This window comes from Streptomyces sp. NPDC045846 (genome assembly GCF_056431605.1).
Genome location: NZ_JBWKKJ010000008.1, coordinates 236,146 through 251,608, shown reverse-complemented (window position 1 = coordinate 251,608; position 15,463 = coordinate 236,146). Strand labels below are relative to the sequence as shown.

At 72.5% G+C, this 15,463-nt stretch carries 14 protein-coding genes; 6 read left to right on the top strand and 8 right to left on the bottom strand.

The annotated features are described in order from the left end of the window. Positions 1–54 precede the first annotated feature (54 nt). From AC07F3_RS23760 to AC07F3_RS23750, 3 genes are read right to left on the bottom strand one after another with little or no spacing between them, the layout of a single operon-like run. Positions 55–837: a 3-oxoacyl-ACP reductase gene (locus AC07F3_RS23760; RefSeq protein WP_344375909.1), complete on the bottom strand. Its 783-nt coding sequence runs from the start codon at positions 835–837 to the stop codon at positions 55–57. Between the two features lie 6 nt (positions 838–843). Next, a complete protein-coding gene (locus AC07F3_RS23755) occupies positions 844–2,214 on the bottom strand; it encodes an aldehyde dehydrogenase family protein (RefSeq protein WP_479116464.1) in 1,371 nt (456 codons plus the stop codon). A gap of 8 nt (positions 2,215–2,222) precedes the next feature. Next, positions 2,223–3,587, bottom strand: a complete 1,365-nt coding sequence (locus AC07F3_RS23750) for a glutamine synthetase family protein (protein ID WP_479116463.1) — start codon at positions 3,585–3,587, stop codon at positions 2,223–2,225. Between the two features lie 77 nt (positions 3,588–3,664). Between AC07F3_RS23750 and AC07F3_RS23745 the strand changes: the two genes are divergently transcribed. From AC07F3_RS23745 to AC07F3_RS23730, 4 genes are all read left to right on the top strand, one after another. Further along, complete coding sequence (locus AC07F3_RS23745) at positions 3,665–4,417, top strand: FadR/GntR family transcriptional regulator (protein ID WP_479116462.1); 753 nt, start codon at positions 3,665–3,667, stop codon at positions 4,415–4,417. Positions 4,418–4,557: 140 nt separating this feature from the next. Beyond that, positions 4,558–6,015: an ethanolamine permease gene (eat, locus tag AC07F3_RS23740; RefSeq protein ID WP_479116461.1), complete on the top strand. Its 1,458-nt coding sequence runs from the start codon at positions 4,558–4,560 to the stop codon at positions 6,013–6,015. A gap of 54 nt (positions 6,016–6,069) precedes the next feature. Next, entirely contained in the window at positions 6,070–6,756 is a 687-nt protein-coding gene (locus AC07F3_RS23735) for a gamma-glutamyl-gamma-aminobutyrate hydrolase family protein (RefSeq protein ID WP_479116460.1), read from the top strand. A 313-nt stretch (positions 6,757–7,069) separates the two neighbouring features. Then, positions 7,070–7,753, top strand: coding sequence for a GNAT family N-acetyltransferase (locus tag AC07F3_RS23730; protein ID WP_479116459.1), 684 nt, complete (start codon positions 7,070–7,072; stop codon positions 7,751–7,753). Between the two features lie 7 nt (positions 7,754–7,760). On the opposite strand, the gene AC07F3_RS23725 is transcribed toward AC07F3_RS23730, so the two are convergent. Beyond that, on the bottom strand, positions 7,761–8,690 hold the full coding sequence (locus tag AC07F3_RS23725) for a LysR family transcriptional regulator (protein WP_479116458.1): 930 nt from the start codon (positions 8,688–8,690) through the stop codon (positions 7,761–7,763). Between the two features lie 70 nt (positions 8,691–8,760). Here AC07F3_RS23725 and AC07F3_RS23720 point away from each other — a divergent pair, with 70 nt between their 5' ends. After that, entirely contained in the window at positions 8,761–9,888 is a 1,128-nt protein-coding gene (locus AC07F3_RS23720) for a TDT family transporter (RefSeq protein ID WP_479116457.1), read from the top strand. Between the two features lie 6 nt (positions 9,889–9,894). On the opposite strand, the gene AC07F3_RS23715 is transcribed toward AC07F3_RS23720, so the two are convergent. The 4 genes from AC07F3_RS23715 to AC07F3_RS23700 form a co-directional block, all read right to left on the bottom strand. Beyond that, positions 9,895–10,608 carry a helical backbone metal receptor gene (locus tag AC07F3_RS23715; protein WP_479116456.1) on the bottom strand — a complete coding sequence of 238 codons (714 nt, stop codon included), beginning with the start codon at positions 10,606–10,608 and terminating at the stop codon, positions 9,895–9,897. Next, positions 10,608–11,162 carry a helix-turn-helix domain-containing protein gene (locus tag AC07F3_RS23710; protein ID WP_114037937.1) on the bottom strand — a complete coding sequence of 185 codons (555 nt, stop codon included), beginning with the start codon at positions 11,160–11,162 and terminating at the stop codon, positions 10,608–10,610. The genes AC07F3_RS23715 and AC07F3_RS23710 overlap by 1 nt, the downstream gene beginning before the upstream one ends. Before the next feature lie 213 nt (positions 11,163–11,375). Then, positions 11,376–13,178: an ABC transporter permease/substrate binding protein gene (locus tag AC07F3_RS23705; protein ID WP_479116455.1), complete on the bottom strand. Its 1,803-nt coding sequence runs from the start codon at positions 13,176–13,178 to the stop codon at positions 11,376–11,378. After that, positions 13,171–14,274 (bottom strand): quaternary amine ABC transporter ATP-binding protein, encoded by a 1,104-nt coding sequence (locus tag AC07F3_RS23700; RefSeq protein ID WP_479116651.1) that lies wholly within the window; start codon positions 14,272–14,274, stop codon positions 13,171–13,173. Before AC07F3_RS23700 ends, AC07F3_RS23705 begins: the two co-directional genes overlap by 8 nt. 240 nt (positions 14,275–14,514) lie before the next feature. Here AC07F3_RS23700 and AC07F3_RS23695 point away from each other — a divergent pair, with 240 nt between their 5' ends. Next, complete coding sequence (locus AC07F3_RS23695; RefSeq protein ID WP_479116650.1) at positions 14,515–15,423, top strand: 5'-3' exonuclease; 909 nt, start codon at positions 14,515–14,517, stop codon at positions 15,421–15,423. The last annotated feature ends 40 nt before the right edge of the window (positions 15,424–15,463 follow it).

The following is a 15,463-nucleotide window of genomic DNA, read 5'->3' as shown; positions in this document are numbered from 1 at the left end:
CGACGCCCGGCTGCCGGGTGGGTGGCCCCGAGGTGAACAACGGGGGTGGCGGGTTTAGAGAGGGGTGACGTACGCGCCGGAGATGCCGCCGTCGACCAGGAAGTCGGTGGCGTTGATGAAGGAGGAGTCGTCGCTGGCGAGGAAGGCGACCGCGGCGGCGATCTCGTCGGCCTCCGCGAACCGGCCCGCCGGGATGTGCACCAGGCGGCGCGCGGCGCGCTCCGGGTCCTTGGCGAACAGCTCCTGGAGCAGCGGGGTGTTGACCGGCCCCGGGCACAGCGCGTTGACCCGGATGCCCTCGCGGGCGAACTGCACGCCGAGTTCGCGCGACATGGCGAGCACGCCGCCCTTGGAGGCGGTGTACGAGATCTGCGAGGTGGCGGCGCCCATGATGGCCACGAACGAGGCGGTGTTGATGATGGAGCCCCGGCCCTGGCGCTGCATGTAGGGCAGCGCCGCCTTGCAGCACAGGTAGACGGAGGTGAGGTTGACCTCCTGGACCCGGCGCCAGGCGTCGAGCCCGGTGGTGAGGATGGAGTCGTCGTCGGGCGGCGAGATGCCCGCGTTGTTGAACGCGATGTCGACGCTTCCGTAGGTGTCGAAGGCCGTCTTGAAGAGCGCCTCGACCTGCTCCTGGTCGGTGACGTCGACCTTGACGAAGGTGCCGCCGACCGCTTCGGCGGCGGCCTTTCCGGCGCTCTCGTCGATGTCGCCGCACACCACGTTCGCGCCCTCGGCGGCGAGCCGCCTGGCGGTGGCGAGGCCGATGCCGCTCCCGGCCCCGGTGATGACGGCGGTGCGGCCGACCAGGCGGCGGCAGATGGTGTCGTCGGTCATGTGTGCTCAGGCCTCCGTGCTGATGAAGACGTTCTTGGTTTCGGTGAAAGCGGTGAGGGCATCGGGGCCGAGTTCACGGCCGAGGCCGGACTGCCGGTAGCCGCCGAACGGGGTCGAATAGCGCACGCTGGAATGGGAGTTGACCGACAGGTTGCCCGCCGCCACCGCGCGCGACGCGCGCAGCGCGCGTCCCACGTCACGGGTCCAGATCGAGCCGGACAGGCCGTACTCGGTGGCGTTGGCGAGCCGTACCGCGTCCGCCTCGTCCTCGAAGGGCAGCACCACGGCGACCGGCCCGAAGATCTCCTCGACGGCGGCGGGCGCGTCCGCGTCCAGGCCGGTCAGGACGGTCGGCGGGAACCAGAAGCCGGGGCCCTCGGGGGCGCTGCCCCGGATGCCCGGCGCGTCGTCGGCGACGTACGACCGGACGCGCTCCAGCTGGACGCGCGAGATCAGCGGGCCCATCTGGGTCTTGTCGTCGGCCGGGTCGCCGACGACGACCTCCTGGAGCGCGGGGCCGAGCAGTTCCATGAAGCGGTCGTAGGCGGTGCGCTGGACCAGAATGCGGGTGCGGGCGCAGCAGTCCTGGCCGGAGTTGTCGAGGAAGGACATCGGGGTGCTCAGCGCGGCGGCCTCGATGTCGGCGTCGGCGAAGACGATGTTGGGGCTCTTGCCGCCGAGTTCCAGGGTGACCCGCTTCACGCGGTCGGCGCACTTGGCCATGATCTGCTTGCCGACGCGGGTCGATCCGGTGAAGACGATCTTCGCGACGCCGGGGTGCTCGACCAGCGCGTCGCCCGCGACGCCGCCCGCGCCCGGGAGCACCTGGAAGAGGCCCTCGGGAAGCCCTGCCTCCAGGGCGAGTTCGGCCAGCCGCAGCGCGGTGAGCGGGGTGGTCTCCGCGGGCTTGAGGATCACCGCGTTGCCCGCCGCGAGCGCGGGGGCGGTGCCCCAGGCGGCGATCGGCATCGGGAAGTTCCAGGGGGCGATGACGCCGATGACGCCGAGCGGTTCGAGCAGCGTGATGTCGAGGCCGCCCGCGACCGGGATCTGACGCCCATTCAGGCGCTCCACTCCCCCGGCCGCGTAGTCGAGCAGGTCGCGCACGTTGCCCGCCTCCCAGCGGGCGTTGCCGATGGTGTGCCCGGCCTCGCGGACCTCGGTGCGGGCCAGTTCCTCGACGTGCTCGTCGACGACGGCCGCGAACCGGCGAAGCAGGCGGGCCCGGTCGGCGGGGGCGGCCGCGGCCCAGCCGCGCTGGGCCGCGCGGGCCCGGACGACGGCCGCGTCGACGTCGGCGGCGGTGGCGCCCCGGACGGTCGCGATCACTTCCTCGGTGGCCGGGTTGAGCACCTGAAGCTCGTACGCAGTGGACAAGTCGTTCCTCACAGGCGTTCGAAGGAGCGGCGGAGCTCCCAGTCGGTCACCGCGGCGTCGAACGCGTCGAGTTCGACCCGCGCCATGTTGCGGTAGTGCGCCACGACCTCGTCCCCGAAGGCGGCCTTGGCGATGGGGCTGTTCTCCCACAGTTCGGCGGCCTCGCGCAGGGTGGTGGGCACGTGCGCGTAGTCGCCGACGTAGGCGTTGGAGGTGCAGGGCTCGGGGAGTTCGAGCTCGTTCTCGATGCCGTACAGGCCGGCCGCGACGAGCCCGGCGACGGCCAGGTGCGGGTTGACGTCGCCGCCCGGCAGGCGGTTCTCGAAGCGGGTCGCGGCGCCGTGGCCGACCACGCGGAGCGCGCAGGTGCGGTTGTCGTGGCCCCAGGCGACGGCGGTGGGCGCGAAGGAGCCCGGCTGGAAGCGCTTGTAGGAGTTGATGTTCGGCGCGTAGAGGAGGGAGAAGTCGCGCAGCGCGGCGAGCTGTCCGGCCAGGAAGTGGCGCATCACGGGCGACATGGGGTCGGGCCCGTCGCCCGCCATCACGTTGCGGCCGTCCTCGTCGGTGAGCGAGAGGTGGATGTGACAGGAATTGCCTTCGCGCTGGTCGTACTTGGCCATGAAGGTGAGCGAGACGCCCTCCTGGGCCGCGATCTCCTTGGCGCCCGTCTTGTAGATGGCGTGCTGGTCGCAGGTGACCAGGGCCTCGTCGTAGCGGAAGACGATCTCGTGCTGGCCGGGGTTGCACTCGCCCTTGGCCGACTCGACCGTCAGACCGGCCGCCTGCATCTCGTTGCGGATGCGGCGCAGGAGCGGCTCGATGCGGCCGGTGCCGAGCACCGAGTAGTCGATGTTGTACTGGTTGGCCGGGGTCAGGCCCTGGTATCCGGCGTCCCAGGCCTGCTCGTAGCTGTCCCGGAACACGATGAACTCGAGTTCGGTGCCGACCTGCGCGGTGTAGCCGAGCTCGGCCAGGCGCTCCAGCTGGCGGCGCAGGATCTGGCGGGGGGCCGCGACCACGGGCGAGCCGTCACTCCAGCCGAGGTCGGCGATGAGCATCGCGGTGCCCTCGTTCCACGGGACGCGGCGCAGCGTCGCGGGGTCGGCGTGCATGGCGAAGTCGCCGTAGCCGCGCTCCCAGGACGACATCGCGTAGCCGTCGACGGTGTTCATCTCGGTGTCGACGGCGAGCAGGTAGTTGCAGCCTTCGGTGCCGTGCGCCAGGACCTCGTCGAGGAAGAACCCGGCCGCGAAGCGCTTGCCCTGCAACCGCCCTTGCATATCGGGGAAGGCGAGGACGACAGTGTCGATCTCACCGCCCGCGACGAGGGCGCGCAGCTCCTCGATCGAGAGCGGGGGTGTGCGGTCTGCCACGGGAAGCTCCTCCTTGGGTCAGCCGAGAGCCATAAGGTATGGGGTAAGACCATTGATTGGGAAGGGGAATCCGCGACGTGGCGAAGAAGATCGACTCGGCGGACCGCGCGGAGGGCCGGACGCCGGACACGCTCGTCCCGGTACTGCGGACCGTACGGGCCGGGAACGGCTTCGAGGAAGCACTGGAGCAGATTCTCCAGCTGCTGCGCCTGGGCCTGGTTCCGCCCGGCGAACGGCTGCCCTCCGAGCGGGAGTTGGCCGAACGGATGGGGATCAGCCGGGTCACCCTGCGCGAGGTCCTCAAGGTGCTCCAGGACCAGGGCCTGGTGGAGAGCCGGCGCGGCCGCTACGGCGGCACCTTCGTGCTGCCCCGGGCCGCCGAGGGCGGCGAGGACGAGCTGCGCCGGCGCGTCGCCTCGGTCGACGTGGAGGACATCCTGCGCTTCCGCGAGGTCCTGGAGGTCGGCGCGGCGGGGCTGTGCGCGGCGCACGGGCTGACCGAGGAGGGTGCCGGCCGGCTGCGGGCCGCGCTCACCGCGACGCACGACGCCGAGCTCACCGACTACCGCCGCCAGGACACCCTGCTCCACCTCACGCTGGCCGAACTGTCCGGCTCGCCGACGCTCACCGCCCAGTACGCGGCGGTGCGGGCCACCGTCAACGACCTGCTGGACTGCATCCCGCTCCTGGTCCGCAACCTGGAGCACTCCCAGCACCAGCACACCGCGCTCGTTGAGGCGGTGCTCGACGGCGACGCGGACGGGGCGCGCGAGGTGATGCGCGAGCACTGCGGGGGCACCGCGGCGCTGCTGCGCGGCTTCCTGACCTGAGCCCCGCCCGGCCCGCGTTCACCGCCGATTTCCGTAACCGCGGTTTTACGTACACCCCTTGCGCTCCCCCCTGCCCTCCAGCAAAGGTATGCAGCCGAACCATTGACCTGATCTCCCTTGACGATCACCTGGAGCGGCTCATGGCCGAGGGCACCGACACCGACCTGCGCACCGCACCACCCGCGTCCGCCCAGGACGACTACCTGCACCGGCGCACCCTGCGGCGCGGCAGCGCCGGCTGGCTGCTGCTCACCGGGCTCGGCGTCGCCTACGTGGTGTCGGGCGACTTCTCCGGCTGGAACATCGGCCTGTCCAAGGGCGGGTTCGGCGGCCTGGCCGTCGCCACCGTCCTGATGGGCGTCATGTACGCCTGTCTCGTGTTCTCGCTGGCCGAGCTCTCTGCCATCCTGCCCACGGCGGGCGGCGGTTACGGCTTCGCGCGCCGGGCGCTCGGCACCTGGGGCGGGTTCCTGACCGGCACCGCGATCCTCATCGAGTACATCCTGGCGCCCGCCGCGATCTCGCTGTTCATCGGCGACTACGTCGAATCGCTCGGCCTGTTCGGGCTCACCTCCGGCTGGCCCGTCTACCTCGCCTGCTTCGCGATCTTCATCGGGATCCATCTGTGGGGCGTCGGCGAGGCCCTGCGCTTCAGCCTCGTGGTCACGGCCATCGCGGTCGCCGCCCTGCTGGTCTTCGCCGTCGGCGCCTTCACCGGCTTCGACGCGTCCCGCCTCAACGACATCCCGGTGGACACCTCGGCGCTCGGCGCCAATTCCTGGCTGCCGTTCGGGGTGCTCGGCATCTGGGCCGCGTTCCCGTTCGGCATGTGGTTCTTCCTCGGTGTCGAAGGGGTGCCGCTGGCGGCCGAGGAGGCCAAGGACCCGGTGCGGTCCATGCCGCGCGCGCTCGCGATCTCCCTGTCGATCCTCGTGCTGCTCGCCGTGGTCACCTTCGCCGCCGCGACCGGGGCACACGGCTCCGCCGCGATCAAGGACGCGGGCAACCCGCTGGTCGTGGCGCTCCAGGGCGACGGCGGCCCGACCGCGCTGAGCCGCTTCGTCAACTACGCGGGGCTCGCGGGCCTGGTGGCGTCCTTCTTCTCGCTGATCTTCGCGGGTTCGCGCCAGCTCTTCGCGCTGTCCAGGGCCGGTTACCTGCCCCGCTTCCTGTCCCTGACCAGCCGCCGCAAGTCGCCCTACCTCGGCCTGCTGATCCCCGGCGCGCTCGGCTTCACGCTGGCCGCCTGGAGCGGCAACGGCGGCCGGATGCTGAACGTCGCGGTGTTCGGCGCCACCATCTCCTACGCCCTCATGGCGCTCTCGCACCTGGTCCTGCGCCGCCGCGAACCGGGCCTGGAGCGGCCCTACCGCACCCCCGGCGGGGTCCTGACCTCGTCGGTCGCCTTCGTGCTCGCCCTGTTCGCGCTGGTCGCGACGTTCCTGGTGGACAAGGACGCGGCGTTCATCGCGCTCGGCGTCTACGCGATCGCGCTCGCCTACTTCGCCTTCTACAGTCGCCACCGTCTGGTCGCCCACGCGCCCGAGGAGGAGTTCGCCGCCCTGGCCGCGGCCGAGGCCGAACTCTCCCGGGACTGATCCGGCCGACGACGCACCCGGGACCGACCCGCTCAACGAACGGAGACCGCCGCCGTGTCCAAGCCGCTCATCGGCATCAGTACATATCTGGAACCCGCCAGGTGGGGCGTGTGGGACCTGCCCGCGGCCCTGCTGCCCGCCGGGTACCCCCGGCTGGTGCGGGCGTCCGGCGGGCTCGCCGCGATGCTGCCGCCGGACGACGACCCGGCGGCCGCGGCCGCGGTGGTGGCGCGCCTGGACGGCCTGGTCATCGCGGGCGGGGCCGATGTGGAGCCGGTCCGGTACGGGGCCGAGCCGTCGCCCCGTACCGGGCCCCCCGCCCGCGAGCGGGACGCCTGGGAACTCGCCCTGATCGACGCGGCGCTCGCCTCCGGCACCCCGCTGCTCGGCATCTGCCGCGGGCTCCAGCTCCTGAACGTCGCGCTCGGCGGCACCCTGGTCCAGCACCTGGAGGGGCACACGGGCGGGCGGGGCGTGTTCGGCAGCCACACCGTCAAGCCGGTGCCGGGCACGCTCTACGCCTCCCTGGCCCCCGAGGCCGCGGACGTGCCCACCTACCACCACCAGTGCGTGGACCGGCTCGGCACGGGTCTCGTGGCCTCGGCCCATGCCGAGGACGGCACCGTCGAGGCGGCCGAACTGCCCGGATCCGGCTGGGTCCTGGGCGTCCAGTGGCATCCGGAGACGGGCCGTGACACCCGGGTGACCGAGGGGCTGGTGCGAGCCGCGGCCGTGCGCTGAAGGCCCAGCTCAACGCCGTCGTGACGGCCTCGCACCCGGTGCGGGCCGGGGCCGTACGACACGCCCGGGAGCCCTCACCCTTCCGAGGGGGTGACGATTCGCCGATCATCCGGGTATCTTCCTCTCGCCGCCCCTCACAAGGCGGATTCCCCGAGACTCCTCGCCTTCACCTGGCCGCTCGTTCCTCTTCGCGCACTCGTTCCTTCCCTGGCCATTTCACGGACACATCCTGACCATGTGTTCCTCCGTGTCCCCGCTCTCCCCGCCCACCGGTGGGGAGGCTCCATCGCGCCCCGAAGGACCTGAAGGCCCCGTGCCCGCACCCGTCATCCTGTCGGGCCGTTCCGTACGGCTCGAACCGCTCGCCGCGTCCCACGCCCCGGCCCTGGCCGCCGCGGCGGCCGCCGACCGGACCTCGTACGCCTTCACGCCCGTGCCGCACGGACTCGAAGCGGCGCATCTCTACGTCCAGAGCGCACTGGCCGACCAGGAGGCCGGGCGCAGCCTGGCGTTCGCGACCGTACGGGCCGCGGACGGCCTGGTGGTCGGCTCGACCCGGTTCTGCGAACTCGACTACTGGGACGGTCCCGTGGTGTGGCCGCCCGCGCCCCGCGGCCCGCTCTCCGGCGGCGCCGACGCGATCCCGGACGCGGCCGAGATCGGGGGCACCTGGCTCTCCGCGCACGCCCAGGGCACCGGCATCAACACCGAGGCCAAGCTCCTGATGTTCCAGCACGCCTTCGACGTCTGGCGGGTGCGCCGCATCTCGCTGCGCGCCGACGCCCGCAACGCCCGCTCGCGGGCCGCGATCGAGCGGCTCGGGGCGGTCTGCGAGGGGGTGCGCCGGGTCCACACCCGGGGCCTGGACGGGCTCGTGCGGGGCACGGCGTTCTACTCGGTGCTCGACGAGGAGTGGCCCGTGGTGCGGCACACCATCGAGCAGCGCCTGGAGCGTGCCCGCGAGGCCGCCAACGGCCGCCGTCTGGTGCCCGCCTGACGGCTTGTCAGGTGGGCCGGGTCAGCGACAGCAGATCGCGGGCGGGCCCGGCGGGCAGCGGGCCCCGGCGCCACACCGCGCGCAGATCGCGCCGCAGCCGCACGCCCTCGACCGGGATCTGCACCAGGCGCCGGGCCGCCAGTTCCTCGCCGAGCGCGAGTTCGCTGAGCACCGAGGGCCCGGCCCCGCTGAGGACGGCCGCCTTCACCGCGGTGGTGGAGGCGAGCTCGATCAGGGGCCGGGCGAGCCCGCCGTGGGCGGCGAGGGCCGCGTCCAGGACCTGGCGGGTGCCCGAGCCCTGTTCGCGCAGGATCAGCGGGGTCGCGGCCAGTTCGGCGGGCGGCAGCGGCCGGTGCCTGCGGGCCCAGGGGTGCGCGGGGGCCGTCACCACGACGAGCCGGTCGTGGCCGATGACCGCCGAGTCCAGGCCCGTGGGCACCCCGAGCCCCTCGACGAACCCGAGGTCGGCCTCGTCCGAGAGCAGCCGCTCGGCGACCGCGGCCGAGTTCCCGGCGCTGAGCGACACGGCGGTGCCGGGGCGTTCGGCGCGCAGCGCGATCAGCCAGCCGGGCAGCAGGTACTCGGCGATGGTCATGCTCGCGGCGACCCGCAGGCGTGAGTCCCGGCGGCCCCGCAGCGCCTGCGCGCCCGCGTCGAACGCCTCGGCGGCCTCCACGACCCGGCGCGCCCAGTCCGTCACCAGGACGCCCTCGGCGGTGAGGCTGGAGCCGCGCGGCGAGCGGTCCACGAGGGTGACGCCGAGCAGGCGCTCCATCGAGCGGACGCGGCTGCTCGCGGCGGGCTGGGTGATGCCGAGGTCACGGGCCGCCCGCCCGAGGCTGCCGTGCCGGGCGACGGCGAGCAGCAGCTCCATCGCCCCGAGGTCCGGGACCCGGTGGGCGAGTGGGGGCGTGTCCTCGGGACCGTGCGAGCTCATAAACCCAGCTTATGGCCCCATAGCCCCGGCGGGCCTGGTGGGGGCCCGGCACCGGGACGAACCTGGACTCATGGCCACCGCCGCGCAACCGCGCTCCCGCACCCAACCCAGTCAACCCCCTGCCGTCGCGCTGCGCCGCCGCCCCGCGCTGCGCCACCTCGGGCCGAACTGGTACGCCGCGGTCATGGGCACCGCGATCATCGCCAACGCGGGCGCGGGCCTGCCGTTCCACGTCCCCGGCCTCCCCGTCGTCTGGGCACTGTCGCTCGCCCTGCTCGCCGTCCTGCTCGTGGCCCGCGCCGGACACTGGCTGCACCACCGCGACCAGGCCCGGGCGCATCTGCTCGACCCGGCCGTGGCGCCGTTCTACGGCTGCCTGTCGATGGCGTTCCTGGCCGTCGGCATCGGCTCCCTCTCCGTCGGCGCCGACCTGATCGGCGAGTCCGCGGCGGTGCCGCTGGCCTGGGTGCTCTACGGCGTGGGCACCCTGATCGGGCTCGTCGCCGCGGTGTCCGTCCCGTACCTGATGGTGGTGCGGCACGAGGTGGCCCCCGGCAGCGCGTCGCCGGTCTGGCTGCTGCCCGTGGTCGCCCCCATGGTCTCGGCGACCCTGGGCCCGCTGCTCGTCCCCCACCTGCCCGCCGGGCAGGCCCGCGAGGCGCTGCTCCTCGGTTCGTACGCGATGTTCGGCATGAGCCTGCTCGCCACCCTGGTCATCCTGCCCGTGGTGTTCTCGCGCCTGATCCACCAGGGCGCGCTGCCCCTCCTTCTGACCCCCACCCTGTTCCTGGTGCTCGGCCCGCTCGGCCAGTCCACCACCGCCGTGAACAAGCTGGCCGATGTCGCCCCCGGCGCGATCGGCGCCCCCTACGCGCACGGCATGAGCGCCTTCGCCGTGCTGTACGGGGTGCCGGTGATGGGCTTCGCCCTGATGTGGCTGGCGCTCGCGGTCGCCATGGCCGTGCGCGCGGCCCGGCGCGGCATGGGCTTCGCGATGACCTGGTGGGCCTTCACCTTCCCCGTCGGCACCTGCGTCACCGGCGCCGAGGGCCTCGCCCGCCACACCGCTCTGCACGCCTTCGACTGGCTGTCGGTCGCCCTGTACGCCCTGCTGGTGGCGGCCTGGCTGGCGGCCGGGTTCCACACCGTACGGGGCCTCGTCACCGGCAGGCTGCTCGCGGCCCCGGGGAAGAAGTAGCCCGCGTCAGAGGCTGGTCCCGAGCGCCGCGCCGAGTACGGCCGGCGCTCGGACCAGTGACGGGCCGTACCAGGTGAGGTGGCGGCCGTCGACGAGGGCGGCGGGCAGCGCGGGGAAGGCCTCGGGGCCGTCGTCGGGCGTGAAGCGGTAGGGCTCGTCGGGCAGCACCACCAGGTCGGCGCCCGCCGCGTTCAGCTCGTCGATCCCGACGCGGGGGTAGCGCTCGGCGTGGTCGGCGTAGAGGTGGTGCACGCCGAGCCGGGCCAGCAGGTCGCCGGCGAAGGTGTCCCGGCCGAGCACCATCCAGGGGCGCCGCCAGACCGGCACGACGGCCGTCCGCCCGCGCCCCGGGCGCACCCCGGCCCAGGCCCGCTCGGCCGCGTCCAGCCAGTCGGGCCGGGCCAGACCGCAGCCGTCGACCAGGACCCGCTCCAGCTCGGTGAAGGCCTGCGGCAGCGAGCGGACCTCGGTGACCAGGACGTCGAGTCCGGCGGCGCGCAGGGCCGCCAGGTCCGCGGCCCGGTTCTCCTCCTCGTTGGCGACCACCAGGTCCGGGGCGAGCGCGACGATCCGCTCGACGTCCGGGTTCTTGGTGCCGCCCACACGGGCGGCGTCGAGCCCGGCCGGATGGGTGCACCAGTCGGTCGCGCCCACCAGGAGCCCGGGGGCACTGACCGCGACCGCCTCCGTCAGCGACGGGACGAGGGAGACCACCCTCATCAGTGGCGGGTCTCCTCGATGGCCTCGATGTGGTCGGCGACCGCGACGACCAGGATGCGGGTGCCGGGCAGCGCCGCCCGCCAGCGGTGACGCACCCCGCCGGACAGGCACAGCGTGTCGCCCCGCTCCAGGCGGTAGGCGCGGCCCTCGGCCTCGACCTCGGCCGCCCCGTCGGCCACGTACATCAACTCGTCGTTGCGGTGCTGGAATTCGCGCCCGGTGTCCTGCTCGCCGGTGAACTCCATGGCGTGCAGCTGGTGGTGGCCGCGCAGCAGCGGGCGCACCCCGGGGACCTCTCCCTCGGGCGCGGAGCGGACGACGTCGACGGTGCGGCCGCAGTCGGCCGCGTCGTACAGCTCGCCGACCGTGGTGTTCAGGGCGTCCGCCACCCGCTGGAGCGAGCGGGCGCTGGGGCGGGCGCGCTCGTTCTCGACCTGGCTGAGGAACGGCACCGACAGGCCGCTGCGCTCGGCGACCACGGCGAGGGTGAGGCCGAGACTGCGGCGCAGGCGCCGTACCGCCACCCCGACCCGAAGAGTTTCCTTGTCGTCCATCTCCCGGGCTCCCTCCCAGTCACTCGGTCCGCGGTCGCACCGGTTGCGTTCACGTCACCCTACGCAGCTTCGGGCCCGGAGGGGACCGTCCCGCCAAGATCGCCAACGGTCGGGCGCGGGATCAGGCCGGATCACGACGTTCCGCAGCCGCGGCCGGAGAACCGGCCGCGGCTGCGGAACGGGGAGGCGGGAGGGGGTGTCCCGCGGGAGTGGCTACGACGCGACCGGAGTCCACTTGTCGGCCAGGCCCGGGTTCTCCTTCAGCCAGGCGCGCACGGCGTCCTGCTCCTTGCCCTTGCCGGTGGACTGGATCTTGGCCTCAAGACTGGTGAGCTGCTTCTCGTCCATATGGAAGTTCTTCAGCCACGCGCCGACCTGGGCGTTGTCGGAGGCGAAGCCCTTGCGCGCCAGGGTGTGCACACCGTCGCCCTTGCCCCAGACGCCCTTGGGGTCCTTGAGCTTCTTCAGGTCGTAGGTGTTGTACGCCCAGTGCGGCGACCAGAGCGGAACCACGATGGGCTCCTTCTTGGCGTACGCCCGCTTCAGCTCGGCCAGCATGCCGGGCGTGGAGCCGTCGACGACCTTGTACTCGCCGTCCAGGCCGTACTCCTTGAGGATCTTCTCCTTCAGGATTCCGGTCTCACCGGCGCTGGGCTCGATGCCGACGATGCGGTTCTGGAACTCGGCGCCCTTGCCCTTGAGGTCGTCCAGGGTGTTGACGTCCTTGACGTAGGACGGCACCGAGAGCTCCAGGGAGGTGGGCCCGTACCAGGAGCCCATGTCCTCCAGCTTGTCCTTGTACTTGGCCCAGTACTGGGCGTGGGTGGTGGGCAGCCAGGAGTCGGTCTCGAAGTCGATCTGGCCGCCGGCCATGCCGGTGTAGAGCGCGCCGGCCTCGTACTGGCGGGCGTCGACGGTGAAGCCGCGGCGCTCCAGGAGTTCCTTCCACAGGAAGGTGGAGGCGACGCCCTCGTCCCACGGGATGTAGCCGAGCGAGATCTTCTTGCCCTTGCCCACGTCCTCGGCGCCGGTGGCGGAGGCCTCGCCGGAGGTGCCGAACATGCTGGTGCCGCCCGCGACGAGGGCGAGGACGACCACGCCGACGAGGGCGACGGCGGGCTGCGGCCGGTAGTTCCAGATCCGCAGACCGCCGGTGGCGGCCTTCGCCTTGGCGAGCGCGCGCCGGCCGAGCGGGGAGACCTGGCGGCTGAGCGCGCCGGTCATGCGGTCCAGGTACATGGCGAGGACCACGATGGAGATGCCCGCCTCGAAGCCGAGGCCGATGTCCACGTTGCCGATCGCGCGGTACACGGCGCCGCCGAGGCCGCCGCCTCCGGCCATGCCCGCGATGACGACCATGGAGAGGCTGAGCATGATGACCTGGTTGATGCCCGCCATGATGGTGGGCAGCGCGAGCGGCAGCTGCACCCGCAGCAGGGTGTTGCGGGGCGTGGTGCCGAACGCCTCGGCCGCCTCGACGAGTTCGCCGTCGACCTGGCGGATGCCGAGTTCCGTCATGCGGACGCCCGGCGGCAGCGAGAAGACGATGGTCGCGATGATGCCGGGGACCACGCCGACGCCGAAGAAGATGATGCCGGGGATGAGGTAGACCATCGCCGGCATGGTCTGCATGAAGTCGAGGACGGGCCGCAGGACCGCGCTGACCGTCTTGGAGCGGGCGGCCCAGATGCCGAGCGGGATCGCGACGACCAGCGTCACGATCGCCGCGACGAGCACGAGCGAGAGCGTCGACATCGTGTCGTCCCAGAGCTGGATCGACTCGATGAGGGCGAACCCGGCGAAGGCGAGGACGCCCGCGAAGAGCCCGCGCAGCCACCAGGCGACCACGGCGAGGATGCCCGCGAAGAGCAGCGGCTGCGGTGCGTCGAGCACCGTGTTGATGCCGTCGTACATGCCGTTGACGACATGGGTGACGGCGTCGAAGAGCCAGGAGAGGTGGCTCTGGAGGAAGTTGACGGCGCTGTCGACCCAGTCGCCGAGGTGGAGCCTAGGCATGCGCGGCCACCTCCTCCATCGAGCAGACGACCGGGCCCTGCTTGTCGTCCCCCAGGAAGGCTATGAGCCGCTCCTGCGGCACGACGCCGAGCACCGCGCCGTCGGTGTCCTTGACGGCGACCGGGTGCGGGACCCGGGCGGCCACCGTGCACACGTCGGCGACGGGGGTCTCGGGCAGCACGGTCTCGCAGTCGCACGCGCCCGCGTCGGGGCGGTGCGGGGTGGTCATGACGGACAGCGCGGTGAGCACCCGGGAGCGGTCGACGTCCTGGATGAAGGACGCCACGTAGTCGTTGGCCGGGGTGAGCAGGATGTCCTCGGCGGTGCCGAGCTGGACGATCCGGCCGTCGCGCATCACGGCGATGTTGTCGCCGAGCCGCATGGCCTCGTTGAGGTCGTGCGTGATGAAGACGATGGTCTTCTTGAGGCGCTTCTGGAGCTCCAGGAGCTGGTCCTGCATGTCGCGCCGGATCAGCGGGTCGAGCGCGCTGAACGACTCGTCCATCAGGAGCAGGTCGGCGTCCGTGGCCAGGGCGCGGGCGAGGCCCACGCGCTGCTGCATGCCGCCGGAGAGCTCGTCGGGCCAGGAGTCGCCCCAGCCGCCCAGGCCGGTCAGCTCCAGGGCCTCGGCGGCCCGCTCGTGGCGCTCGGCCCGCGGGACGCCCTGGACCTCGAGGCCGTACGCCGCGTTCTCCAGGACGCTGCGGTGCGGGAACAGCGCGAAGTGCTGGAACACCATGCTGATCTTGGTGGAGCGGACCGTACGCAGCTCGCGGGCGGGCAGGCTGGTCAGGTCCTGGCCGTCGAAGAGGACGCGGCCCGCGGTGGGCTCCAGGAGTCCGTTGAGCATGCGCAGCAGGGTCGACTTGCCGGACCCGGAGAGGCCCATCACGACGAAGATCTGGCCGGGGTCCACCGTGAACGAGGCGTCGATCACCGCCGCGGTCGTCCCGTCCGCCCGCAGCTCGTCGCGGTCGGCGCCGCCTTCGAGCCTGCGAACGGCTTCCTCGGGTCGTCTGCCGAACACCTTGTAGAGCTGCTCGGCTTGCAGCCTGGACACATACACCTCACGGGTCGAACTGAGAACGGCCCGCATCCCCCGCGGGCGGGCCGTGGAGCGGCGCGGATTCGGCCCGCAGCCCGAGAAATGGTTGAAATCCATACTTGGGTCCGCTCCGGCGTCGCGCCTGCCCCCCTTGCGCGGGAGCAAACACAACCGTGATCCAGTTCACTTGTTCACGAGCGCCGCCCGCTCCGACGCCGGGCTCCGGCGGGCTTCTGGCGCGAGGTGGGTGTCAGTGGGGTGCGGCATCATCGGGGTGTGACGCGACGCCTGATGCTCCTCGACACCTCGTCCCTCTACTACCGCGCCTACTTCGGGGTGCCCGACACGGTCAGGGCTCCGGACGGCACGCCGGTCAACGCCGTGCGCGGCCTGCTCGACTTCATCTCCCGCCTGGTCCACGACCACCGCCCCGACGACCTCGTGGCCTGCATGGACGCGGACTGGCGGCCGCAGTGGCGGGTCGACCTGATCCCCTCCTACAAGGCGCACCGGGTGGCCGAGGAGACCCCGGCCGGGCAGCCCGACGAGGAGGAGACCCCGGACACGCTGGCCCCGCAGGTGCCGGTGATCGACGACGTCCTGGACGCGCTGGGCATCGCGCGCGTCGGCGTCGCGGGCTACGAGGCGGACGACGTCATCGGCACGCTGTCCGGCCGCGCGTCCGGCCCGGTCGACATCGTCACGGGCGACCGCGACCTGTTCCAGCTGGTCGACGACGCGCGCGGGGTGCGGGTGCTCTACCCGCGCAAGGGCGTGGGCGACTGCGACCTGGTCGACGACGCGATGATCCGCGCGAAGTACGGGGTGCGGCCCGACCAGTACGCCGACTTCGCGGCCCTGCGCGGCGACACCAGCGACGGGCTGCCGGGCGTGAAGGGCATCGGCGAGAAGACGGCGGCCCAGCTGATCAACGAATACGGGGACCTGGCGGGGGTGCGCGCGGCCGCCGCCGACCGCTTCTCGAAGCTGACCCCGGCCAAGCGCCGGGGAATCCTGGAGGCGGCCGACTACCTGGACGTCGCGCCGAAGGTGGTGCGGGTCGCGATGGACGTGGACCTGCCGAAGTTCGACCCGACGCTTCCGGTCGAGCCGCTCGATCCGGCCACCCTCGAAGAGCTCGTGGCCCAGTGGGGCCTCGCCGGGGCGACGGGGCGGCTGCTCTCCACCCTCCGCAATTGAGGTGCCCCTCACCGGCCCCAGGTGCTAACTTAGGTAATCC

Bases quoted from the DNA above. Each gene is read 5' to 3' on its own strand.
- AC07F3_RS23760 (WP_344375909.1), bottom strand. From the start codon at position 837: ATGACCGACGACACCATCTGCCGCCGCCTGGTCGGCCGCACCGCCGTC.
- eat (WP_479116461.1), top strand. From the start codon at position 4,558: ATGGCCGAGGGCACCGACACCGACCTGCGCACCGCACCACCCGCGTCC.
- AC07F3_RS23725 (WP_479116458.1), bottom strand. From the start codon at position 8,690: ATGAGCTCGCACGGTCCCGAGGACACGCCCCCACTCGCCCACCGGGTC.
- AC07F3_RS23720 (WP_479116457.1), top strand. From the start codon at position 8,761: ATGGCCACCGCCGCGCAACCGCGCTCCCGCACCCAACCCAGTCAACCC.
- AC07F3_RS23715 (WP_479116456.1), bottom strand. From the start codon at position 10,608: ATGAGGGTGGTCTCCCTCGTCCCGTCGCTGACGGAGGCGGTCGCGGTC.
- AC07F3_RS23710 (WP_114037937.1), bottom strand. From the start codon at position 11,162: ATGGACGACAAGGAAACTCTTCGGGTCGGGGTGGCGGTACGGCGCCTG.
- AC07F3_RS23705 (WP_479116455.1), bottom strand. From the start codon at position 13,178: ATGCCTAGGCTCCACCTCGGCGACTGGGTCGACAGCGCCGTCAACTTC.
- AC07F3_RS23700 (WP_479116651.1), bottom strand. From the start codon at position 14,274: ATGCGGGCCGTTCTCAGTTCGACCCGTGAGGTGTATGTGTCCAGGCTG.
- AC07F3_RS23695 (WP_479116650.1), top strand. From the start codon at position 14,515: ATGCTCCTCGACACCTCGTCCCTCTACTACCGCGCCTACTTCGGGGTG.